A 22,589-nucleotide genomic window follows, 5' to 3' on the forward strand; every position below is an offset into this window, starting at 1 on the left:
AACCCCGACGGCAGCGGCGGCACCCCGGCGGTCAACACCTACACGGTCTACGACGAGTCCGGCCGCTGGCTGGGCGAGTACGACCACAACGGCGCGGTCCTGCAACAGGCGATCTGGCTGGACGACCTGCCGGTCGGCCTGCTGGCCGGCGCGGGTGCCAACCAGAAACTGCACTACATCGAGCCCGACCACCTGGGCACCCGCGCGCCGTCATCGACCGCAGCCGCGATGTCGCGATCTGGACCTGGGCGCTACAGGGCGAGGCGTTCGGCAACAGCGCGCCGAATCAGGACCCGGATCTGGACAACACCGCGTTCGTGTTGGATATGCGGTTCCCGGGGCAACGCTACGACGCGGCGACGGGGCTGAATTACAACTACTTCCGGGATTACGATGCGGGGAGTGGGCGGTATGTGCAGAGTGACCCGATTGGCTTAGAGGGCGGGCTCGGCACATACGTCTATGTTGATGGGAGGCCATTGTCGGCAGTGGACCCATCTGGCTTGGCTATATTTGCAAGGCCGATCACCTTCCGAGTGCGGCCTCCTACGGGTCCAGGCACTCTTATAGGAAAGCAGCATCCGTGGTTTAGTCAGCCGCAGTTGCGAATTGCTCCTAAGAGGAGGCAAGCCAAAGAATAACATTCCATCATGGGCAAGAGGCACGTCTCCCACGAACTCGGAGACGCCGATTGAGTATGCATATCGAGTGTGTCGTGATGCCGGTATGGAGCCAGGAAAAGGGCCAAAATCAAATTTGAACCAGCTAAAAAAAAACGCCGAAACCCATTTCAAGCCTGATGGCTCTCCTCCGTCTGCCTTGGACATGATTATTTTCAGGCTTTTCGATAACTCAGAGTCGCCTCCTCCGCCCACTCATTCGGACATAACCTGATGAAGATTGGGGCTCAAGATGAAGTGTTCTTGATTTGTCTAACTGTCGCGAAAAGAAATTTATGGCTAGCCTGGGTAGCTTCATTGTCAGGCGCTGATTTTTTCCTTGCCGAGAACAAGGCTTTGCTTTGGTCGGACAATGACGCAGATATTAAAAACCATCTAAAAGAAAATGGCTTAAGCGTCGAAAATGAAATTAGTTATTTCGATATAGATGATCTTATGCGTGGGCTGAGGCGCGGGTCCATCGCAGATCCTGATCTGGCCATCAATGTCTGGAACATGTTTACGGATCTTTATAATACTTTTCATGATGAGAAGGTCGCCAAGTTTTGTGAAGATATAGATTTGAACGACTTGTATGGACGACTATTTTCTTTGTGCGGTGCGGCGGAGATTATAGGTTTGGAAGCGTCTCGGATAACGAGTAAAGATATGGATTTACTATACGAAATTGTGGGGGTCGGGGTTGCTATGGTCGCCGCTCACACTGATAACGGTAATAGAAGCATGGAAATGCCGTCTCATTAGCTTGGCTACGGGTGAAAACCATAATGTCCAGGAGCTCTGACGCCTCCCCTTCTCCGATTTCGTGCCGTTGGAACTAGATATCGAACATATTCTTGACGAGATGAAACGAGGGAGGACGAGACGAGGACATCCACAGTTCCGCGGTTGCCTGATTCCAGATCAGACTTTTCCGGCTGTAATAGTGCGACAGGATGTAGATGCTGGTCGCATGACTCAGGCCCGCTCTTCGCTGATACGATCCGATCAATCCGGCGTTCCCGCGTTCGCGAATATTTAAGGAGAACGAGTTGTGAATGCGGTAATTAAATTGATCAGGGTGGCGGGGGTGGCGATTGGATTGCTGTTTTCTCTAATGTCTTCTGGCTGCGTTGCACCTGGAGAAGGAAAAAAAGCGAGGCTTGGAAGGGAGGAGGGTGATCGAATAGTAGAGGCGCTAGCAAATTACCACGCCAAATATGGAGGGTATCCGGCTCAGCTTGAGGCGCTTGTGCCAGACTTCCTTAAGGCGGTTCCGGTGATGGATCATAACAATGCGGAGCAAGTGCAGTTTTTCTATATTAAAACTAGTGATGGGCAGTATAGGTTGATCTTTAAGTACGTCGGTCCCGGAACGAACGAGTGCAATCACTATCCTTCCTATCCTGACGGTTCCTGGAAGTGCGTGGGCGCATATTGAGGCCCAAGAATTAGTGAGCAGCGAACAAACAGCGAACAAAGACAACCACAATTCCACACTAGCCTGACATCCGATTCAGACTTTTCTGGCTGCGCAAGCACGACCGCCCTGAGATGCTGGTCTCATGACACAGGCCTGCTCTAGGTGGGCACCATGTGGAACAAGATGAGGGCGTGTTGCTAGCCGCGAATGCAAAAATGAAAGCCGCGATCCTCTCTTTGTGCTTCGCCGTCATCGCTGTATCTGCATGCTCGGGCGGGAAGCCAAAGGAGCTGCGGTATCTGGAGGGCATGAGCCTGGAGCAGGCCCGCACCCAGTTTCAGACGCTGCCGTCAGACACTCAGGTCCGAGTAGTCGTCTGGGAACTGGAGCATCGGCGACCGTCGTCCTCGCGATTCGACTATCTGTTGGACAAGAACGGCACGCGTGTTGGGCCGCTACTTCTCGCTGAGGCCGTTCAAACAGGTAATTTGACCGTCAATGTGACTATGCTGCTGGAGTTCGCGCAACTGCCGCCGTCACCCACCTCAGACCGGGATTGGCGGCTCTCAGCGGCACTGTCTCGTTGCTTCGAGTTGGGCGGGCGGAACAACCGTGAATGCTGGAGTCTTCAGCGGAAGCTTGCCCCAGGTGGTCAGCGTGAAAAGAGCTAAACAAGGACACTCGTATTTCGGTCCCGCGGGTGGGTCTACGACCGCTCACGACGTGACTTGAGTGTCGAGGCTTGGTAGGGCAGCACCTACTCGAATGCCTGGCAAGATATGCAACTTAGCTGCGCGAGGAGACGGCGGATGGATGCACGTGTTCGCAGAACTAGTCCTGGTTGGGCGCTCTTGCTGCTGCTCCCTCTATCGTCAGCCGTTGCGGCGAAAGAGGGTGACGGCATTGCGGGAACCTACTCGTCACTCAAGTACAGTCATGAAAGCGGAGACCTGTCGGGCTACGAGATCCAGATCGTTCCCGTGACTAACGGCTATAGGGTCGTACTTCAGCTGGCGGAAGGAGAAGTTACAGATGTCGTTGTAGCCGATGCTTCCATAGATGAGAGCGGAAGAATCTTGGCCAGCTTCCCTTTGCGAGCGGGCGGGAGTTGCAGGCTGCGCGCAAGGCTGGACGGAGGAAAGCTTGTCGGCGTGCTTTCATTCGACATGTCGGGTGATGTTGAACTGACGGTGCCTCGTTCGTCTGGCTACTGGGACCGGCCATGAAGGACGCTTCAGCGAGAATGTCTGCAGTTCCGGATACAGGGGGCGCGACATGGAAAGAGTCGTGTAAGCACTAAGGGGGTGTGGTGGGAATTTCCATGCTGGATCAAGTTGGAAGCGCGATCTCCGGTCTAAGTGGTCAGCCGTGGCTGTTCGCTACGATCTTTATCGCGACAGCCGTTGTCGGCGGCAATGCTGTTTTCTACTTCAATGCGAAGCGGCGGCGTCTACCAGGGCGCACAGGGCTGAGTCCCTTCAACTTTCCTGTTTCGACGTTCAATGGACGGGAGTGGCTGTCCTTGATCGTTGTTATTGCCGTTTCCATGGCTTTCGCTGTGCTCGCGGTGAACAGCGTTCGTGTATGAGATCCGGTTGCCGGGCGCCCTTGTAGTTCTCTAGTTCTCCACGGACCAGATGCGAGACGAGGATGTCCATTTGAATGCCTGTACTACAAGAGCGAAGTTGTCGCTCATCATGGTCAATGCGATGGCCTTGGCCGCTTGCGGTAGCTGCAGCGCAGATGAGCATCCGTTCGGGACCTGGGTTGGACCAAGCGATGAATCGTCGCCAAGGCAGATCGTCCTGCATCGAGGAGGGCGGTTCGAAGTGCGCGGCTTGCCCTCAGTCGCGGCCTGTCCCGACTCGCCGTCGACAAGCAGGGTGGACGGCACCGGGAAGTGGGAGAACGATGTCGACGGTGGAAGAGTTGTTCTTACTTTTGAGGAGTTGTCGGATAAGAAGTGCAATGTTCCATACGGCACGGTCGTCTTCCGCACGTCCAGCACAGATTGACCGTCTTTCTTGATGTCGATCGACCATCGAGTGCGATTCGGTATGAACGAGAACCGTAGCGGTAAACCAAGAGGCGAGGACATCCGTTGCCCCGCAGTGGTCCCTTCTCTGTCGTTCTTTGCGCTTGCATGCATGCTTGCGGTCTCGTCGGCGACCGCGTCACAACGTCCTAGGCTCTGCGTGTTGCCGTTCGAGATTCGCGCCGGAGATCGTGGTTTGCTCTTGCTGCCGCCAGGCGATCCCGGTTACGGCGTGGTTGCTGGCAAGGACTATCTGATACAGGTGGACGATGGCCATCAAATTGTGGCCGGGAAAAGGGGCTGCTGCGGAGCGGGCAATATATTCGAGAAAGAAGCATATCCTTAGGGTCCATCGCGACGGTAAAGTAGTTCATTCTTTTCGGCTCGATCCTTTCGTTGGAGCCAAAGTGAAGTGCGTGGTCTTCCGGCCACTTTACGAGGCTTGGCCCTTGATCCAGGTGGACGATATTTCCGGCTGTGGATGCAAGTGATCGTGCTCGTTTCTGGGTGGTGCCAACGAACTGAGGTGCACGACGGCCGTCGATGACGATGCTTCTTCATGTAATCGAGGATTTCATGGGAAAAGTTCTTTTCATCGTAGTTGCTTCGTTGTTCATTGCTGCCAGTATCGTTCCGGCTAGGGTATGCGCTGCCGCAGAGGCCTCACAACACTCGATGATCCCGCGAGTCTTGGAGATCTCAACTGCCGCCTACCGGGATTTTGAATCGAAGTTGATATCCAGAGGGTCGGGGTCATCCGATCTGGAACGGCATGTTTCGAGCATCGACAACTACTACCTGAAAATCCATCTGTCTGGACGGGTGTGCATTGTCGAGTTTACGCCCATGCCATTGAACGGAAATTCCTTTCGAGGCGGCGGCGCGAGGTATGTGATTGACGTAGAGTCCTCGATGATCCAGGAGTACCTGGAGTATCGGTGACCCGCCGGGCGTCCTCGCGCCTTCTCGGTAGCAGTCCGTCGAGGTTGGCAATAACCTGTACACGCATAGAGCCAGATCGCTAGGCCGATACTAAACGAGCGATACTAAACGAGGACGCCCATAGTTCCGCATTTGCCTGACACCCGGATCAGACTTTTCTGGCTGCAAGAACGCGACGGGGTGTAGATGCTGGTCGCATGACTCAGACGCGCTCTTCACTGATTCCGCCCGGCCAATCCGGGGTTTTCCACTGCGTGCAGCGCTGCGTACGTCGCGCATTCCTATGCGGAGTCGATCGTTGCACAGGCAGGTCGTTCGAACACCGAAAGGTCTGGGTCGAGCAGCGGTTGATGTTGCTGGCCGATTGCTTCGCCATCGCCATTCACGCGTATGCCGTAATGAGCAATCACCTGCATCTGGTGGTGCAGTTGGAGCCGGCCCTGGCGCAGCAATGGTCGGATACCGAGGTGGCAGAGCGTTGGCTGCGTCTGTTTCCACCGCGTGAGGGTACGGCTGCCGCTCGTGACCATAAGCGGGACATGCTCACGGCCGATGCCGATCGAGTGTCCGTCATCCGCACCCGCCTGGGAGACTTGTCTTGGCTAATGCGCTGCTTGGCAGAGCCGATTGCTCGCGCGGCCAACGCCGAAGACGACTGCAAGGGGCGATTCTGGGAAGGGCGATATAAGGCGCAGGTGCTTTGCAACGATCGCGCGGTACTGGCCGCGATGGCCTATGTTGATCTGAATCCGATTCGCGCTGGCCTAGCCGATGATCTCGCCCAGTCGCACCACACCAGCGCGCGTATCCGGCTGAATGGAATAAGTCCTGATGCTGCGAAAGCGCCGCTGAGACCTGTCGCAGGATCGCTAGTGGCGTGTCTGCCCATACGCCTGGATGAGTACCTGACATTGCTGGAGTGGACCGGGAGACAAGTGCGTCCAGGTAAACGAAGCTCCATATCGCTAGGCACACCTTCCGTGTTGACCGTGCTCAATATAGAGCCCAATCGCTGGGCAGCTCGGGTGAGATCGATTGGATCGGGCTACTGGCGCGCAGTCGGTGACGTCGGGGATCTGCTTGCGATAGCCCAGCGACTCAGTCAGCGTTGGCTCAAAGGCGTAGGCTTCGCTGCCGCGCTCGCGTAGAGCCCGCACTGCCAGCTATCGAGAGCTGGTACGTTAACAGGGCGGCGCGTGGCGTATGAAATCAAGCCCTCCGATGGCGTCGCACGCATTGTGAGGCGCTCGCTACGGCGCATTGCGAGCGGCGAAGCTTCCGGCCGAGTCCATCCTCGATCCTATGAGTGCGTTGCCGTCAATTGATGGGTGTCCTCGTCCCTCCTCGTCCTTCAACTGACGGAAGGTTTAAAAAATGAACTGGTACGGTGCCAGCGTGTTCCTGGAGTCGGTGCACTCCAATCAAGAGAGAAAAGAGGTTGATGCACTTTGGGAAGAGGTGATTTTTTTGGTGCGCGCTCACAGCGAAGAGGATGCTGCTGCTATCGCGCGAGAGATGGCCAAAGAGAAAGAAGTGGCTTACAAAAATGCAGCCGGCGGGATGAGTGAATGGAGAGTTTCAAGCGTTAGTAGAGTGGTAGAGATCGATGGTGAGGACATTGGAGTAGGGACTGAAGTCTTTTCTCGCTTCCTGCGCAGGTCAGAGGTGGAAAGTCTACGCACTTCCTTTGAAGACTAAAGAAAGACGCAGCCGCAGTTAAGAAAAGCTGAGATTCGATTGGTGGCGTGGCCAGGGAGAAATAAAGGGCACCGAGAAATAAAGAAATAAAGGACACCCACAGTTCCGCCTACTGCCCACTGCTCCGGGCGGCAGCCGCACGGTGCTGCTCAACCAGGCCGGCTGCGCCCCGTTCGGCCCCGCGACCGGCTGGGTCTACGGCAACGGCCGTACCCTGTCGCGCAGCCTCACCCGCAGCCGCCAGGCCTAGACCATCCAGGACAACGCCAGTGGCGGCCTGTCCTGCATTACGCCTACGACGCCATCGGCACCACACCACGGTCTAGACGAATCCGGTCGTTGGCTGGGCAACCACGATCACAATAGCGCCGCGCAAGAATTGGACCTAGAGTTACTATGGGATTCTCGTGGTGTTACTCATGGCGATTTGGGGATTTGCGGATGAGAATGGTAATCCTGATCGGCTGCCTGTTAGTCACGCCTCAACTTGTGGGCTGCAGCTCAAGGGCAAGCCATAACAACGAAGCTAACGGGGGAAAGGTGCATGGCATCCATAAGTAAAATGCTGTTTCTGTTCGTGGTGATGTTCTTTTCGCTTGCAGCGTGTGCGAAGGAGCAGTCTATGGTTTTGAAAATAGATGACGTTCAGTTCTTGAAAGTGGATGAAACGAAAGATGGACTGGAGATGTCTGGTTTGGTTTTTCATAGTTCTCTAGGTGTAAAAGAGATTGCAACTGAGGCAAGTGGCGACGAGCTGGTCGTTCTGGTTTATTTAGAGAGCGCTTCAGAGAAAAGCCAGGGAAATTTCAAGTATTCGCTTCATGTCCCGGGCTCGGTCAATGTGGTTTCCTTTGGAGCTGAGCATGCGCCCATCTGGAAGCGAGGTGCTGGAGTTGTTAGGAGGGTGCGGGAAAAGTAATTGTCCGTAGTAGCGAACAATGTGGCGAACAAGGACACCCAAGTAGCGAACAAGGCGCGAAACGAGGACACCCACAGTTCCGCAGTTGCCTGACATCCAGATCAGACTTTCCTGGCTGTAACAGCACGGCGGGGCGCAGATGCTAGTCGCATGACTCAGGCTCGCTCTTCATTGATTCCGCCCGGCCAATCCGGGGTTTTCCACTGCGTGCAGCGCTGCGTACGTCGCGCCTTCCTGTGCGGAGTCGATCACTACACTGGAAGGTCCTTCGAACACCGAAAGGTCTGGGTCGAGCAGCGGTTGATGTTGCTGGCCGATTGCTTCGCTATCGCCATTCACGCGTATGCCGTACTGAGTAATCACCTGCATCAGATGGTGCAGGTGGAGCCGGCCTTGGCGCAGCAATGGTCGGATACCGAGATGACGGAGCGGTCGGGTGAGGGCGCTCATGGCTGCGCGATAGCCTGATCTGAAGAGAGGAACACTCATGAACGATGAGGGCGCGACCCTGGATCGAGTCGAGGCCATGCTTCGCGACTTCTGGCAGACCTTCTACAGCCGACCGGAAATGCACGGCTCACCCGACGAGCTCAATGCGATGTTCTTCTACTTGGATCAGGTCGAATTCCTGATGCTCGGAGGCGCGCAGAGCGATTACTGGGAATGCTCTTGGATGGCCTTCCTGGTCGAGAGGAGGCTGATCGTCGGCGCGCGGAATCTGCTGGGGGAAAGTCTGCGGGAAGGGACGGAAGGCTACGTGCAGTTGCAAAGTCTGCGGCGGGAGTACTTGGTGTGGAGGTCGGCCAAGGGCCGCTGGCCGGAGAGGCCCGGCTGAATGCATCGCGTGCTCGCAACGAACACCCAGGGCTTGCGGATGATCTTGTTGATCGCGTTCTTGCTGGCTATCTGCGGTTGCGAGGAGTATCCGAGCGAAATCTCAGTCGAGCGCGACGTTTGAAAGCTCGCTAAAGAGCGGGTGCCTTTGGGCGTGGATGTCGTTCCGACGGAAACGTATCGGGCCGATGGCGACTACAAGACGCTTTCGCAAATCGTCGTGTACAAGGCCGTCGCCAGGAGAGAGATCGCGATCGAACGCGGTTGGTTGCGGGGCTGCGTGATGCGCAAGGGGCAGGTCTTGCCCGGCCGCAAGGTCGAGCTCATCTACCGCTGGAGCGATGATCGCTGGATGCTCGTGAATGACGGGCCGGTTGATCGACGCGACCGTTGAAGGACGGCCGCGTGCCCTACGCCGAATCGAATCCGGTCCGCCGCTTGGGACCTAACCCACCGCATTCAACTGCCGCGGCCTCGCCTGAGGCTCCGGCTCCGGGCAGAACCGTAAAGCGACCTCGCGCGAGATCGCCGCGTAGACCAGGGTGCGCAGGCTCTGGTTCACGGCCTGGACGATGTCGCGTTGCGCTTCGGGCAGGGCATGACGCTGCGCGAGCCAGTCCAGGTCGAGATAGCCCACGCGGGTGTGGCCGTCTTCATGGCGCCAGGCCAGGACCTTCATCGGTAAGTCGATCGCCAGGGTCGGTTGCTCCAGCATCGTCACCGACGAGGCCAGCGGATTGCCGAACAGCAGCAGCTGCGTCGGCGGCATGCGCAAACCGCAGCCATCGGCGATGCGCGCGTGGTCGATGCGCGCGTACACGCGCAGCCCACGGTGTTCGACCATCGCCACCAGGCGGTCGATGGTGGTGGTGACGGTGTACGCGCTGCGCATGATCTGCATGCCGGGCGGTGCGAGCGGGGTCGGGGCGTGTTTGTTCATGCGGTGGCTCTCACTGTGCTGCGATCGCGTGGATCGAGTCGGCGCAGGTCGCCCGATGGTTCGGATTTCCTGCGCTCCATCCACAACATCGCCCCACCGCGCCGCAAGCGGACGCGCGCGGTGCGCCGGCACGATGAACGCGCGCTGGGCATGTCGATGAATGCGCGGTGCGCGCAAGAGGGGCGACTAAAGTCTATGCGGCGGCCCGCGATCGCTGCGCCGCCGCCACGCTGGGCGCAGTTCACTCGCCGCCGGCGTAACCGAGTTGTCGCCAGGCTTCGAACACCACCACCGCGACCGCGTTGGACAGGTTCAGGCTGCGGTTATCGGGCCGCATCGGCAGGCGCAGGCGCTGCGCCTCGGGCACGGCCTCCAGCACCTCGCCGGGCAGGCCGCGGGTTTCCGGGCCGAACAGGAAGGCGTCGCCGGCGCGGTAGGCGGGGCGGTCGTGGCGGGTGCGGCCGCGCGTGCTCAGCGCGAACAGCCGCGGCGGCGCGCCCTGGTCCTGGGCGATCGCCGCCAGCGCCGCGTCCAGGCCCGCGTGCACGCGCAGGCTGGCGTACTCGTGGTAGTCCAGGCCGGCGCGCTTGAGCTGCTTGTCCTCCAGGCCGAAGCCCAGCGGCGCGACCAGGTGCAGGCGCGCGCCGGTGTTGGCGCACAGCCGGATGACGTTGCCGGTGTTGGGCGGGATCTCGGGCTGGTACAGGATGACGTCGAACATGCGGCCATTATGCGGGGCCCGGCCCCGGCGCCCTAGGCACGCAAAGTGCGCAACGCAAGCCGGTCACGCCCCCCTACCTAACTTGTGGCCTAGTGCCCCGGAGCGGCCGCCGCGACTAGGATGCAGGGTCGCGCGCGAGGCCCTGCCCCCGCGCGCTCCCATTCGTTCGCACCAATCCGACCGTCCCAGGAGCTGCACATGTCCCCGATTTCGCTGACGTCCCGCGCCCGCCCGCGCGCCGCCGCCCTCGCTCTCGCCCTGGCCGCCGTGCTGGGCGCCGGGGCCGCCGCGCCGGAGCCCGCGTTGGCCGCCGCGCCCAAGGCCTCGGTCGCGATCCCGTACGAGGAGTTCACCCTGCCCAACGGCCTGCGCGTGATCGTGCACACCGACCGCAAGGCGCCGATCGTGGCGGTCAACCTGTGGTACCACGTGGGCAGCAAGAACGAGCAGCCCGGCCGCACCGGCTTCGCGCATCTGTTCGAGCACCTGATGTTCCAGGGCTCGGAGAACCACAAGGGCGAGTTCTTCGCGCCGTTCGAGCTGGTGGGCGTGACCGACCAGAACGGCACCACCAACCAGGACCGCACCAACTACTTCCAGAACGTGCCCACCACCGCGCTGGACATGGCGCTGTGGATGGAGTCCGACCGCATGGGCCACCTGCTCGGCGCGATCGACCAAAAGACCCTGGACGAGCAGCGCGGCGTGGTCCAGAACGAGAAGCGCCAGGGCGAGAACCAGCCCTACGGCCGCCGCATCAACGCCAAGATGTTCGAGGCCCTGTACCCGGCCGGCCACCCCTACCACTGGCAGACCATCGGCTCGATGGCCGACCTCGACGCGGCCTCGCTGGACGACGTCAAGACCTGGTTCCGCAGCTGGTACGGCCCCAACAACGCGGTGCTGGTGCTGGCCGGCGACATCGATCTGAAGATGGCCAAGGAAAAGGCGCTGCGCTACTTCGGCGACATCCCCGCCAGCGCCACGCTCAAGGACATGCCGGCCAATATTCCCAAGCGCGCCCAGGACACCCGCGAGAACGTGCCCGACCGCGTGCCGCAGGTGCGCGTGTACCGGGCCTGGCCGGTGGCCGAGAACGGCAGCAAGGATTCGACGTTGCTGACGTTGCTGAGCCAGGTGCTGGGCGGCAGCGCGTCCTCGCGCCTGGACACGCGCCTGGTGCATCAGGACAAGCTGGCCGACAACGTCGGCACCTCGGTGTGGAACAGCGAGATCAGCGGCACCTTCTTCATCACCACCACGGTCAAGGAAGGCGTGGACTCGGCCAAGGTCGAGAAGATCGTCGACGAGGAACTGCAGCGCCTGCTGAGCCAAGGCCCGACCGCCGAGGAACTCGACCAGGCCAAGACCGCGATCCGCGCCGACTTCGTACGCGGCATCGAGCGCATCGGCGGTTTCGGCGGCAAGTCCGACGTGCTGGCCGAATGCGCGGTCTACAGCGGCAAGCCCGACTGCTATCGCGAAGAGCTCGAGACCCTGATGGCGGCGACGCCCGAGAGCGTGCGCGCGGCCGGCCAGAAGTGGCTGGGCGTGGGCTCGCACACCCTGGTGGTGCAGCCCAGCGACAAGCCGGCCTCGTCGCTGCCGGAAACCGCGCAGGCCGCCCCGGCCGGCGCGCCGGCCGCGGTGCCGGCGCCGGATCCCAAGTTCAAGACGGTCAAGTCCGACGTAGATCGCAGCCAGGGCGTGCCGGTCACCCAGACCTTCCCGGCGCTGAGCTTCCCGACCCCGCAGCGCGGCAAGCTGTCCAACGGCATGGAAGTGGTGCTGGTCGAGCGCCACGAGATTCCGGTGGTGCAGCTGTTGATGGAATTCCCGGGCGGCTACACCGCCGACCAGGGCCGCAAGCTGGGCACGGCGAGCTTCGCCATGTCGATGTTGGACGAGGGCGCCGGCGATTACGGCGCGCTGCAGCTGGCCGCGCGCAAGGAGGCCCTGGGCGCCGAGCTGGGCGCGGGCGCCAGCCTGGACAGCGCTTCGATCAGCCTGTCGGCGTTGAAGGACAAGCTGGATCCCTCGCTGGACCTGTTCGCCGACGTGGTCCGCCGTCCGCGCTTCGACGCCGCCGAGATCGAGCGCGTGCGCGCGACCTGGCTGGCCGGTATCAAGCAGGAAAAGGCGCGTCCGCAAACCGCCGCCCTGCGCGTGCTGCCGCCGCTGCTGTACGGCAACGGCCATGCTTACGCGATCCCGTTCACCGGCAGCGGCACCGAGGCCTCGATCGCCTCGCTGAGCCGCGACGATCTGGTCGCCTTCCACCGCGACTGGCTGCAGCCCGACAAGGTGCGCATCGTCGTGGTCGGCGACACCACGCTCAAGGACATCGTGCCGCAGCTCGAGAAGCGCTTCGGCGACTGGAAGCCGGCGCCGAACGCGCCGGCGCTGCCGGAAGTGGCGACGGTGCCGCGCCCGACCGCGCCGCGCGTGTTCCTGGTCGATCAGCCCGGCGCGATCCAGTCCAACCTCTACGTCGGCGAAGTGGTGCCGCCGACCGCCGACGCGGGCTCGATCGATTTCGACTTCGCCAACGGCGTGCTCGGCGGCGAGTTCAGCTCGCGCCTCAACATGAACCTGCGCGAGGACAAGCACTGGGCCTACGGTTCCTACAGCGGCGCCAGCAACACCAAGGGCCAGCGCCCGTGGATCGCCTCGGCGGCGGTGCAGAGCGACAAGACCGTGGATTCGATCAAGGAGCTCAAGCGCGAGATCGAAGCCTTCACCAGCGGCCAGGAGCCGATCACCGAGGCCGAGGTGGCCAAGATCCGCGCCAGCAACACACTGAGCCTGCCCGGCGCCTACGAGACCGCCAGCGCGGTGCTGGGCCAGGTCGCCGGCAATCTGCGCTACGGCCGTCCGGACGATTACATCGTCCAGTACAAGGCGCGCAACGATGCCATGACCCCGGCGCTGGCGCAGGCCGCGGCCAAGACCATCGACCCGGCCGCGGTCACCTGGGTGGTGGTCGGCGACCTGTCCAAGATCGAGCAGCCGATCCGCGATCTGAAGCTGGGCGAAGTGCAGGCGGTGGACGCGGACGGCAAGCCGGTCAAGAAGTAAGGCGTAGGGGCGGGCCCTCATCCGCCCTGCGGGCAGCTTCTCCCGCCAGCGGGAGAAGGGACGGCAAGCTTTCGCGCCCCACCCCCAGAAGCCCTCGACGTTCTGGAGCCCCTCTCCCGCCCGCGGGGTGAGGGGCGGCGCTTGCGAGCCGTCGGCTCGCGCTGCACCCAACGACCGCCCGCCATGCGGTCGGGCCGGGGTGTGGGTTGGGGTGAGGGCCGCGCCGGCGATCGAAGCAAAAGCCCCCGCCAGTCCTCCCAAATTCACGCGCACCCAGCCAGAATGCGCGTCATCCAAGACGCCCCACCGGAGCTCCGCATGAACCGTCCGCTCACCGCTTCCCTATTCGCCGCCCTGGTCCTCGGCGGTTGCACCTGGGTGCAGATGGCCCCGGGCGCGTCGGCGGTGCGCGTGCTCAGCGGCGGCGCCGCGCCGGCCTGCGAGAAGCGCGGCGAAGTCGCGGTGTCGGTCAAGGACTCCGTGGCCTTCTACGAGCGCAACGCCCTGCGCGTGAGCGAGGAGCTGGAAACCCTGGCCCGCAACGAGGCCCCGGGCCTGCAGGCCGACACCATCCAGCCGCTGGCGCCGCCGGCCAACGGCGAGCAGCGCTACGCCGCCTACCGCTGCGGTGGCCAGGTGCCTACCGCCGGTCGGCCGGCCGCGGCCCCGGCCGAGTCCGCCAAGACCTACCCGGTCGGCGGCTGACGAGGCAGCGGGGCGGGCCTTAGGGCCCGATCCAGGGCCCGCAGGCCGGTTTGGCGGCCTTTGGCACCCTTTCGGTGCCGTCGGCACCGGCTGAACGCTTCAGCCGCGGGCGCCCGTTCGGTGGCCCGGGCGACACCATTTAATGCAGGGCGGCGTAGAACCCGTTAATCTTTCGTGTTTCCGCTCACGGTTCGCCGCCCATGCTGTTCCAACATGTCGCCATCGCCGGTCTCGCCCATATCGACGCCCCGCGTCGCCTGAGTTCGGACGAGATCAACGAACGCCTCAAGCCGACCCTCGACCGGCTCGGTATCAAGGCCGATGTGCTCAAGGACATCGCCGGCATCCACGCGCGCCGCCTGTGGGACGGCGACATGCTCGCCTCCGACGCGGCCACCCTGGCCGGCGTCAAGGCGCTGGCCGACGCCGGCATCGAACCCGACCGCGTCGGCCTGCTGGTCAACACCTCGGTCAGCCGCGACTACCTCGAGCCGTCCACCGCCAGCATCGTCAGCGGCAACCTCGGCCTGTCCGAGCACTGCCAGAACTTCGACGTCGCCAACGCCTGCCTGGCCTTCATCAACGGCATGGACATCGCCGCGCGCATGATCGAGCGCGGCGAGATCGACTACGCCCTGGTCGTGGACGGCGAGACCGCCGGCCTGGCCTACGAGAAGACCCTGGAGCGCCTGACCTCGCCCGACGCCACCGCCGAGCAGTTCCGCAACGAGCTGGCCACCCTGACCCTGGGCTGCGGCGCCGCGGCCATGGTGATGGCGCGTTCCGAACTCGCGCCGGGCGCGCCGCGCTACCGCGGCGGCGTTACCCGCGCCGCGACGCAGTGGAACAGCCTGTGCCGCGGCAACCTCGACCGCATGGTCACCGACACCAAGATGCTGCTGACCGAGGGCCTCAAGCTGGCCCAGCGCACCTGGATCGCCGCGATCGGCGCGCTGGGCTGGGTGGCCGACGAACTCGACGAGTACGTGATCCACCAGGTCAGCCAGGTCCACACCCAGGCCTTCATCAAGGCCTTCGGCATCGACCCGAAGAAGGTCCTGACCATCTTCAACGAGCATGGCAACATCGGCCCGGCCTCGGTGCCGATCGTGCTGAGCAAGTTGCGCGAGATGGGCCGCCTGAAGAAGGGCGACCGCGTGGCCCTGCTCGGTATCGGTTCGGGCCTGAACTGCTCGATGGCCGAAGTGGTCTGGTAAGCACGAAAAACGTGCGCGGAAACGCGCGCGTTGTGCCACGAAAGCCCGCGCCTGCCAGCGCGGGCTTTTTCTTTGGGCGCGCGCGGCCGCCTTCGCATCGGCCTGATCGAAATCTTCATGCGGGCCGCGCTAGCATCGGTGCTCACATCGCACCCAGCAAGGGACTGCCCATGACCACACCCAAGAGCCACCTCGAAATCGCCCTGGCCTCGATCCCGGTGTTCACCGACGACGGCGAACTCGACGCCCAGGAATTCGACAAGCTGCTCGCGCTGGCCCTGCGCGACCAGGGCATCGACGACGACGAGAAGCGCGTGCTCGGCAACATCTTCAAGCAGGCCGAATTGGGCGAGCTGGACGCGACCGTGAAGGCCCGGATCGCCGAGGCGCGCCGCCTGCACGGCATCGCCTGAGCCCCGCGACCGGCCCGGCGGGGGCGGCGCACGCCCTGCCGCGAACCCGCCCGGCCGAGGTTGAACTTTCACGCGCGCCTGCCGCACTCTGACCGGCCTGAGTTCCGCACAAGGAAGAGCCATGCGTCAGGCAGTTGCCTGGGTGTTGTTGCCGTTGTTGGCCGCGTGCGCATCGACCGCGCCCGCCGTGGATAAGGACGCCGCCGGCAAGGCCGGCGCATCCGCCGATCTGTGCGCGCAGGTACGCGCCTGGAAGGCTTCGGGCGAGTACGAACGCCTGCGCCTCGCGCCCAGCGGCGGCTCCGACGAGGGCGGCCTCAATTCCCGCTTCGATTTCGACGGCCGCCACCGCCTCAAGTCGCTGTCCGCCGAATGCGGCGCCGGCAGCTATTCCGAATGCGAATTCTCGGTCGAGCGCGTCGACGGCAGCCGCTACGTCTTCAGCGAGCTCTCGCGCTTCGGTCTGATCGAGCGCGACGGCCGTTACTACCTGATCTACGGCATCGTCGGCGCCAACAAGGGCAAAGACCCGCAGGCCCAGCGCGTGGTCGAGCTGGCCGACCCGCCCAAGCCCGTGTGCGACCAGATCGGGGATTACGCCGATCTGATGTGAACCACCGCGGTTCACATCGGAGTTACCCACGCCCTAGGAAGGGCGGATCACCAGGAGCGAGAGCGTCATGGATTACAACGAGCTGACCCAAGAGCAATACAACGAGCTGATCAAGCGATTGGTCAAGATCACCGAGTCGCTGCACGAACGTTCGCAGGACGTCGGCGACGACCGCGCCACCATCGGCTACGGCTACACCTTCAACCGTTCCAACAACGTCGAGATCTGGGACCGCTCGGGCATCGAGCTGAGCCGCGACGAGCGCGCGCTGCTGCAGCGCATCGACGACGCACCCGCCGCCGACCGGACCCGCTTGGGCCTGACCTTCCCGCGCGCGCTCGATGCCGCCCAGGCCGATCGCTTGCTGGAGGCCTCGATTCCCGAATACGAGGCGCCGGTCAACGCGCTCGACATGCCGATGTCGCGCGAGAAAGCCGCGGCGGTGTCGGTGGTCTACAACCGCGGCGTAGGCTCCTATAACCGCAACATGGAACCGTTCCGCGACGCCGTCGAAGCCGGCGATCGCGCCGAGGCCTGGTTCGAACTGCGCTACAACTCCTGGGGCTCGCACGCGCCGTCCGAGGCCGGCCTGCGCAAGCGCCGCTACATGGAAGGCCAGCTGTTCGGCCTGTACGACGATCCGGCCAACGTCGACGCCGCCGAGGCGCGCGACGTCTACCGCAGCTTCCAGCTGCACCGCGACCGCATCGTGCGCGACGAGCGCAACTGGGGCGAATCCATCGACGGCCGCAACGAAGGCCGCAACATGATCGACCAGGCCAACCGCGACTTCAGCAACATCACCGCCGACTACGGCGAGGTCCAGACCATCCGCGAGGCGTTGGCGCCGGCGCGCGACGCCTTGCTCACCGATCTGCGTCGCGAGCACCCGGATCTGGCCGATCGCCTCACCAACGAAGCCTTCGAGGCCGGCGCGATCTATCTCGATCCCGGCCGCAATACCGCCACCGTCGCGATCGACGCCGAGCACGCCGCCACCCTGGACGCGCGCCGCACGCGCAACGGCGCCGAGGTGTCCAGCAACGATCTGCTGATCGGCGAGGGGGGCGACGACACCCTGCGCGGCGCGCGCGGCGACGACATCCTGATCGGCGGCGCCGGCCGCGACCGCCTCGAAGGCGGGCAGGGCCGCGACACCTACGTGGTCGGCGACGGCGACACCGTGCTCGACAGCGATAAAGTCGGCGAAGTGCGTTGGGGCGGGCGCGTGCTCAGCGGTGGCGTGCGCAACGAGGGCGATCCCGAAAACACCTACCGCAGCGCCGACGGTCTCTACACCTATCAGCTGCAAGGCACCGACCTGCGTATCACCGATCGGGCCGGCGCCACGGTCACGGTCAAGGAATTCGAGAGCGGCAACCTCGGCATCACCCTGGGCGCCAATCCGGGCGGCGGTACGCGCGAGGTGCCGGGCAGCGGCGTGCCCGCCAACGACGCGCCGGTGACCGTGCCGGGCGAGCGCAGCACCGGCCAGCGCAGCGAGGCCGCGCCCGAGCATCCGATGTACCGCGAGGCCCTGGGCCAGGTGCAATCGCTGTACGAGCGTCACGGCAAGCAGGTCGGCAACGAAGAACTGCAGCGCACCGCGATGGGCGTGGCGGTGGACGCGAGCCGCGCGCGCATGACCGGCATCGACCATTTGGTCTTCAGCCGCGATGCCCAGCACGGCGGCCCGGACCTCAACGGCAATCTGATCGCCGTGCAAGGCCGGCTCGACGACCCCGGCCACCGGGTCAGCGCGACCGCGCTGCAGGAAGCCGCGCGTACCCCGGTGGCCGAGTCGCAGCGCCAACTCGACCGGGTCGGCCAGGAGCAGCAGAGCCAGGACCGCGCCCTGGCCCTGGCCCAGGAGCAGCAGACCCTGGGGGCGCGCCGCCTCGGTTGAAGCGTTCCCGGCACGCCCTGCGTGCCGGGAACCTCCCATCACTCGACCATCAGGCACGCCGCGACCGTTCGAGGGCGGTCCGGCGTCGCCGCGCTTCGGCCGGACTATCGGCAACTCGCTGTTTTTAATCGGGTTCTGCGCCGCGCTGGACCCGTTCTGCCGTTCGTCGGAGCATCACATGTGAGCACTTGAGGTTGTTACATGTGATGCGATAACGTGCGCTCCATGGAACGCAAATCCTCCGCCTACTACCAGCGCCTGCACCGCGAACGCCTGCGGCAGAAGGGGCTGGTCAAGAAGGAGGTGTGGATCCTGCCGGAGTTCGGCGACGAGCTGGCGGCGGTCGAAAAGCGCATGCGTCAGCCGCGCGGGTCGATGGGCCCGGCGCCGGCACGGCCCGATAAGGAGAGTGGAATGAGCGAATCGAAGAACTGGACGGCGACGGCCCTGTACGAGGCCCTGTCGGCGACCGAGGAGTTCCGCAACGGCGAGTCCCGGATCGAACTGATCGACGGCGCCGAGCCGGGCTTGCACGTGACGATGTCCGAATACGGCGACCTGCCGCTGTTCATGGCCGTGGTCGGCGAACAGATCGTGGTCGAGGCGCTGCTGTGGCCGGTGGCCCAGGTGCGCGACTCGGCGGCGTTCAACGACGAAGTGCTGCGCACCCACAAGATGTTTCCGCTGTCCACGGTCGGCATCGAGACCCTGGCCGACGGCGAGCGGGTCTACATCATGTTCGGTGCGCTCAGCGCCGGCTCCTCGCTGTCGAACGTGCTGTTCGAGATCGAGACCCTGGCCGACAACGTGATCAAGGCCACCGAAGCCTACGAACCCCAGCTGCGTCAGGCCGCATGACGCGGCCGGGCCAGGAGACGAGACGATGAACATCTGGAGCAAGCTGCTGACCGCCCTGCGCGGCGGCGCCAACGAAGTCGGCGAGTCGCTGGTCGATGGGCAGGCGCTGCGCATCCTCGATCAGGAAATCCGCGACGCCGACCTGGAGCTGCGCCGCTCCAAGGAAGCGCTGGCCGAGATCATGGCCAAGCACAAGCTGGCCGAAGATCGCCTGGCGGGCGCGCGCGACAAGGTCGCCGAATACGAGGCCTATGCGATGAAGGCCCTGCAAGGCGGCGACGAGCCGCTGGCGCGCGAAGTCGCGGCCAAGATCGCCCTGCTCGAAGGCAGCCGCGACGGCGACGAGCACCAGGTGCGGCAGTTCGCGGCCAGCATCGTCGACCTGCGCAAGGCCATCGCCCAGGCCGAAGGCAACATCCGCCGGCTCAAGCAGCAGGTGGATACGGTCAAGGCCACGGAAAGCGTGCAGCGTGCGCAGGCCACCGTCGCCCACCGTTACGCCGGCTCGCAAAGCCGCATGCAGACCGCGGTGGAATCGCTGGAGCGGATCAAGCTCAAGCAGGCCGAGCGCGGCGCGCGCATGGACGCGGCGGCCGAATTGGCCAAGGATGAGGGCCAGGACGCGCTGGACACCAAGCTGCGCGAGGCCGGCATCATCGCCGACGCGGTCAGCGCGGATTCCGTGCTGGAGCGCTTGAAGCAGAAGAGCGCGGGTTGAACGCGCGGTAAGGCAAGCACCGCGCGGGCCGGAACGGCGCGCGCGGGGATGGCGGGATAATCGGGGAGAAGGGCGTGTTCGTATTCCTGCAGATCGTATGGTCGTTCCCGACCGTCATCTTCAGCCTGCTGATGATGATGGTGGTGCTGTATTGGCTGATCGCCGCCACCGGCCTGATCGACCTGGACATCCTCGACGGCGTGTTCGGCATCGGCGCCGAAGGGGCCGAGGGCGCGGGCGCCGACGGCGGCGGTCTCAGCGGCGTCACCGGTCCCCTGATGCGCATGGGCCTGGGCGGCATTCCGCTGACCGTGGTGTTCACCGCGCTGATCTTCTCCAGCTGGTTCCTGACTTACTTCGCCGAGTATCTGGTGCTGCGCCACCTGCCCGGCAACTGGATGCACACCGTGCTCGGCGTGGCGACCATGGTCGGCGCGCTGATCGCCTCGGTGTTCCTGAGCGGCCTGGCCTTGCGCCCCTTGCGGCGCTTCTTCGCCCAGCTCAAGCCGCCGGCGGCGCGCCCGCTGCTGGGCCAGGTCGCGATCGTGCGCAGCCCCACCGTCACGGCGAGCATGGGCAGCGCCAGCGTCGAAGACGGCGGCGCCGGCCTGATCCTGCAGGTGCGCGACGACGCACCCGGGCGCTTCAAGCGCGGCGACCGCGTCGTGCTGATCGAATACTTCGCCGAGCAAAACGCCTACCGCGTGATCGGCGAGGACGAATTCAACGGGCCGTAACCGCGTCGGCGATCCGTCGCGCGGTCGGCCGTCATCGCTTTTCGAATTGGGTCAAAGGGGAGAGTCTGCAATGAATCTTGAAATCATCCTGCCGGGGCTGATGATCGCGGGCGCGATCATGGTCGCGATCTTCGGCTTCTTCGGCCTGTTCAAGGCGTTCTACATCAAGGTGCCGCAGGGCACGGCCTTGATCGTGAACGACCTGTCGGCGACCCCGAAGGTGCATTTCACCGGCGCGCTGGTCTACCCGGTGATCTACAAGAAGGAGCTGATGCAGATCTCCTTGATCACCCTGGAGGTCGACCGCCGCGGCAAGGACGGTCTGATCTGCAAGGACAACATGCGCGCGGACATCACCGTGGCCTTCTACCTGCGCGTCAACGAGACCCAGCAGGATGTGCTGAAGGTGGCCAAGGCCGTCGGCACCGAGCGCGCCTCCGACCGCGGCGCGGTCAACGAGCTGTTCAACGCCAAGTTCTCCGAGGCGCTGAAGACGGTGGGCAAGAAGTTCGAGTTCACCGACCTGTTCGAGAACCGCCAGGACTTCCGCGACCGCGTGCTGGAGACCATCGGCAACGACCTCAACGGTTACCTGCTCGAGGACGTGGCGATCGACTATCTGGAGCAGACGCCCAAGGACTCGCTGGATCCGAACAACATCCTCGACGCCGAGGGCATCCGCAAGATCACCGAGCTCACCGCGACCCAGAACGTGATCACCAACGAGCTCGAGCGCAACGAGCAGCTGGCGATCACCAAGAAGAACGTCGAGACTCGCGAGGCGATGCTGGCGCTGGAACGCCAGCAGGCCGACGCCGAGGCGCGCCAGAAGCGCGAGATCGAGACCATCAAGGCGCGCGAGGAAGCCGAGACCGCCAAGGTTCGCGAGGAAGAGCGCCTGAAGGCCGAACAGGCCCGCATCGGCGTGCAGGAGCAGCTCGACATCCGCGAAGAGAACCGCATGCGCGAAGTCGAAGTCGCGCAGCAGAACCGCCAGCGCGCGGTGGTAATCGAGGTCGAGAAGGTCACCCGCGCCAAGGATCTTGAGATCGTCTCGCGCGAGCGCGAGGTCGAGCTGCAGAAGATCGACAAGGAAAAGGCCCTGGAAGAGCAGCGCAAGGACATCGCCAACGTGATCCGCGAGCGCATCGCGGTCGAGAAGACCGTGGCCCAGGAAGAGGAGCGCATCAAGGAGGTGCGCGCCGTGTCCGAAGCCGACCGCGCCAAGCAGGTCACCGTGCTGAACGCGCAGGCCGTGGCCGAGGAAGAGCTGGTGCGTCTGGTCAAGCAAGCCGAGGCCGACGAGGCCGCGTCCAAGCACAAGGCGGTGGAGATGACCACGCTGGCGCAGGCCGAGCTGGACGCCGCCGGCAAGCAGGCCGAGGCCAAGAAGCGCCTGGCCGAGGGCATCGAGGCCGAGCGCGCCGCGCCCGGCCTGGCTGACGCGCGCGTGCGCGAAGTCACCGCCGGCGCCGCCGAGAAGGAAGGCCTGGCCCAGGCGCGCGTGATCGAAGCGCATGCCGACGCCAAGCAGAAGCAGGGCCTGGCCGACGCCAAGGTGCTGGAAGAGAACCTGTTCGCGCAGGCCCGCGGCGAAGAGCAGCTGGGCGCGTCCAAGGCCAAGGCGACCAAGGACCTGGGCCTGTCGGAAGCCGAAGTGCTGCTGCAGAAGTTCAAGTCCGAGGCCGAGGGCCTGGCGCAGAAGTTCGGCGCCCTGGACGGGCTCAGCGACAGCGCGCGCGCCCACGAAGAGTTCCGCATGCAGCTGGAGAAGAGCTTCGAGCAAGCGATCGCGTCGATCGAGGCCAACAAGGAAGTCGCCAAGGAGCAGGCCGACGTGCTGGCCGCCGCGCTCAGCAAGGCCAATATCGACATCGTCGGTGGCGAGGGCGAGTTCTTCAATTCCTTCGCCAAGGCGCTGTCGGTGGGCAAGGCGATCGAAGGCGTGGCCGGCAAGAGCCCGATCGTGCAGGACGTGCTGCAGAAGCTGCTGTCGCTGCAGGGCGACAAACCCTCCAAGTCCGGCGACGGCGCCTCGCTGGCGTCCTGAGGCGGCAAGCCGGGAATTGGGAATCGGGAATAGGGAATAGGAATGGGTATCGGAGCTGAGCCGGCGCTGGATCGCGTCGGCTCGAGCGATTCCCGATTCCCCATTCCCGATTCCCGCCAAAAG

Annotated in this window: 24 protein-coding genes and 1 pseudogene; 22 read left to right on the forward strand and 3 right to left on the reverse strand. The window is 63.7% G+C overall.

The window, feature by feature from the left end; all coding sequences use genetic code 11:
• The 10 genes and pseudogenes from V1318_RS20735 to V1318_RS20780 all read left to right on the forward strand — a co-directional run.
• A pseudogene (locus V1318_RS20735) lies at nt 1–641 on the forward strand (RHS repeat-associated core domain-containing protein); the annotation flags it as partial.
• A gap of 252 nt (nt 642–893) precedes the next feature.
• The gene (locus V1318_RS20740; protein ID WP_332941668.1) at nt 894–1,424 is read left to right on the forward strand and encodes a hypothetical protein; all 531 of its coding nucleotides are present in this window, start codon (nt 894–896) and stop codon (nt 1,422–1,424) included.
• Nucleotides 1,425–1,713: 289 nt separating this feature from the next.
• Nucleotides 1,714–2,100: a hypothetical protein gene (locus tag V1318_RS20745; RefSeq protein ID WP_332941669.1), complete on the forward strand. Its 387-nt coding sequence runs from the start codon at nt 1,714–1,716 to the stop codon at nt 2,098–2,100.
• A gap of 197 nt (nt 2,101–2,297) precedes the next feature.
• Nucleotides 2,298–2,753 carry a hypothetical protein gene (locus V1318_RS20750; RefSeq protein ID WP_332941670.1) on the forward strand — a complete coding sequence of 152 codons (456 nt, stop codon included), beginning with the start codon at nt 2,298–2,300 and terminating at the stop codon, nt 2,751–2,753.
• Between the two features lie 650 nt (nt 2,754–3,403).
• A complete protein-coding gene (locus V1318_RS20755; RefSeq protein WP_332941671.1) occupies nt 3,404–3,670 on the forward strand; it encodes a hypothetical protein in 267 nt (88 codons plus the stop codon).
• A 469-nt stretch (nt 3,671–4,139) separates the two neighbouring features.
• Nucleotides 4,140–4,463 (forward strand): hypothetical protein, encoded by a 324-nt coding sequence (locus tag V1318_RS20760; RefSeq protein WP_332941672.1) that lies wholly within the window; start codon nt 4,140–4,142, stop codon nt 4,461–4,463.
• 197 nt (nt 4,464–4,660) lie between these two features.
• Nucleotides 4,661–5,059 carry a hypothetical protein gene (locus V1318_RS20765; protein ID WP_332941673.1) on the forward strand — a complete coding sequence of 133 codons (399 nt, stop codon included), beginning with the start codon at nt 4,661–4,663 and terminating at the stop codon, nt 5,057–5,059.
• A 350-nt stretch (nt 5,060–5,409) separates the two neighbouring features.
• The gene (locus tag V1318_RS20770; RefSeq protein WP_332941674.1) at nt 5,410–6,207 is read left to right on the forward strand and encodes a hypothetical protein; all 798 of its coding nucleotides are present in this window, start codon (nt 5,410–5,412) and stop codon (nt 6,205–6,207) included.
• A gap of 226 nt (nt 6,208–6,433) precedes the next feature.
• On the forward strand, nt 6,434–6,757 hold the full coding sequence (locus V1318_RS20775; RefSeq protein WP_332941675.1) for a DUF4288 domain-containing protein: 324 nt from the start codon (nt 6,434–6,436) through the stop codon (nt 6,755–6,757).
• A 562-nt stretch (nt 6,758–7,319) separates the two neighbouring features.
• A complete protein-coding gene (locus V1318_RS20780) occupies nt 7,320–7,676 on the forward strand; it encodes a hypothetical protein (protein ID WP_332941676.1) in 357 nt (118 codons plus the stop codon).
• 168 nt (nt 7,677–7,844) lie between these two features.
• Here the strand turns inward: V1318_RS20780 and V1318_RS20785 are convergent, their stop codons facing one another.
• Nucleotides 7,845–8,126 (reverse strand): hypothetical protein, encoded by a 282-nt coding sequence (locus V1318_RS20785; protein ID WP_332941677.1) that lies wholly within the window; start codon nt 8,124–8,126, stop codon nt 7,845–7,847.
• A gap of 37 nt (nt 8,127–8,163) precedes the next feature.
• On the opposite strand from V1318_RS20785, the gene V1318_RS20790 reads away from it, so the two are divergent.
• Together V1318_RS20790 and V1318_RS20795 are read left to right on the forward strand one after the other, a co-directional pair.
• Nucleotides 8,164–8,511: a hypothetical protein gene (locus V1318_RS20790; protein WP_332941678.1), complete on the forward strand. Its 348-nt coding sequence runs from the start codon at nt 8,164–8,166 to the stop codon at nt 8,509–8,511.
• Between the two features lie 153 nt (nt 8,512–8,664).
• Nucleotides 8,665–8,904: a hypothetical protein gene (locus V1318_RS20795; RefSeq protein WP_332941679.1), complete on the forward strand. Its 240-nt coding sequence runs from the start codon at nt 8,665–8,667 to the stop codon at nt 8,902–8,904.
• 51 nt (nt 8,905–8,955) lie between these two features.
• Here the strand turns inward: V1318_RS20795 and V1318_RS20800 are convergent, their stop codons facing one another.
• Nucleotides 8,956–9,450: a DUF302 domain-containing protein gene (locus V1318_RS20800; RefSeq protein ID WP_332941680.1), complete on the reverse strand. Its 495-nt coding sequence runs from the start codon at nt 9,448–9,450 to the stop codon at nt 8,956–8,958.
• 241 nt (nt 9,451–9,691) lie between these two features.
• The gene (locus tag V1318_RS20805) at nt 9,692–10,171 is read right to left on the reverse strand and encodes a tRNA (cytidine(34)-2'-O)-methyltransferase (RefSeq protein WP_332941681.1); all 480 of its coding nucleotides are present in this window, start codon (nt 10,169–10,171) and stop codon (nt 9,692–9,694) included.
• 213 nt (nt 10,172–10,384) lie between these two features.
• Between V1318_RS20805 and V1318_RS20810 the strand changes: the two genes are divergently transcribed.
• From V1318_RS20810 to V1318_RS20855, 10 genes are all read left to right on the forward strand, one after another.
• Nucleotides 10,385–13,249: a pitrilysin family protein gene (locus tag V1318_RS20810; protein WP_332941704.1), complete on the forward strand. Its 2,865-nt coding sequence runs from the start codon at nt 10,385–10,387 to the stop codon at nt 13,247–13,249.
• Nucleotides 13,250–13,567: 318 nt separating this feature from the next.
• Entirely contained in the window at nt 13,568–13,954 is a 387-nt protein-coding gene (locus tag V1318_RS20815) for a DUF4156 domain-containing protein (protein WP_332941682.1), read from the forward strand.
• A gap of 200 nt (nt 13,955–14,154) precedes the next feature.
• Nucleotides 14,155–15,171: a 3-oxoacyl-ACP synthase III gene (locus tag V1318_RS20820; protein WP_332941683.1), complete on the forward strand. Its 1,017-nt coding sequence runs from the start codon at nt 14,155–14,157 to the stop codon at nt 15,169–15,171.
• A 170-nt stretch (nt 15,172–15,341) separates the two neighbouring features.
• The gene (locus V1318_RS20825; protein WP_332941684.1) at nt 15,342–15,584 is read left to right on the forward strand and encodes a hypothetical protein; all 243 of its coding nucleotides are present in this window, start codon (nt 15,342–15,344) and stop codon (nt 15,582–15,584) included.
• A gap of 121 nt (nt 15,585–15,705) precedes the next feature.
• A complete protein-coding gene (locus tag V1318_RS20830; protein WP_332941685.1) occupies nt 15,706–16,197 on the forward strand; it encodes a hypothetical protein in 492 nt (163 codons plus the stop codon).
• A 67-nt stretch (nt 16,198–16,264) separates the two neighbouring features.
• Nucleotides 16,265–18,103, forward strand: a complete 1,839-nt coding sequence (locus tag V1318_RS20835; protein ID WP_332941686.1) for an XVIPCD domain-containing protein — start codon at nt 16,265–16,267, stop codon at nt 18,101–18,103.
• A gap of 225 nt (nt 18,104–18,328) precedes the next feature.
• On the forward strand, nt 18,329–18,961 hold the full coding sequence (locus V1318_RS20840) for a YjfI family protein (protein WP_332941687.1): 633 nt from the start codon (nt 18,329–18,331) through the stop codon (nt 18,959–18,961).
• A gap of 25 nt (nt 18,962–18,986) precedes the next feature.
• Nucleotides 18,987–19,679, forward strand: coding sequence for a PspA/IM30 family protein (locus V1318_RS20845; RefSeq protein ID WP_332941688.1), 693 nt, complete (start codon nt 18,987–18,989; stop codon nt 19,677–19,679).
• Between the two features lie 74 nt (nt 19,680–19,753).
• Nucleotides 19,754–20,416: a hypothetical protein gene (locus V1318_RS20850; RefSeq protein WP_332941689.1), complete on the forward strand. Its 663-nt coding sequence runs from the start codon at nt 19,754–19,756 to the stop codon at nt 20,414–20,416.
• 70 nt (nt 20,417–20,486) lie between these two features.
• Nucleotides 20,487–22,466: a flotillin family protein gene (locus tag V1318_RS20855; RefSeq protein WP_332941690.1), complete on the forward strand. Its 1,980-nt coding sequence runs from the start codon at nt 20,487–20,489 to the stop codon at nt 22,464–22,466.
• The last annotated feature ends 123 nt before the right edge of the window (nt 22,467–22,589 follow it).

This window comes from Lysobacter sp. CCNWLW3, assembly GCF_036697405.1.
Lineage (GTDB): Bacteria > Pseudomonadota > Gammaproteobacteria > Xanthomonadales > Xanthomonadaceae > Lysobacter.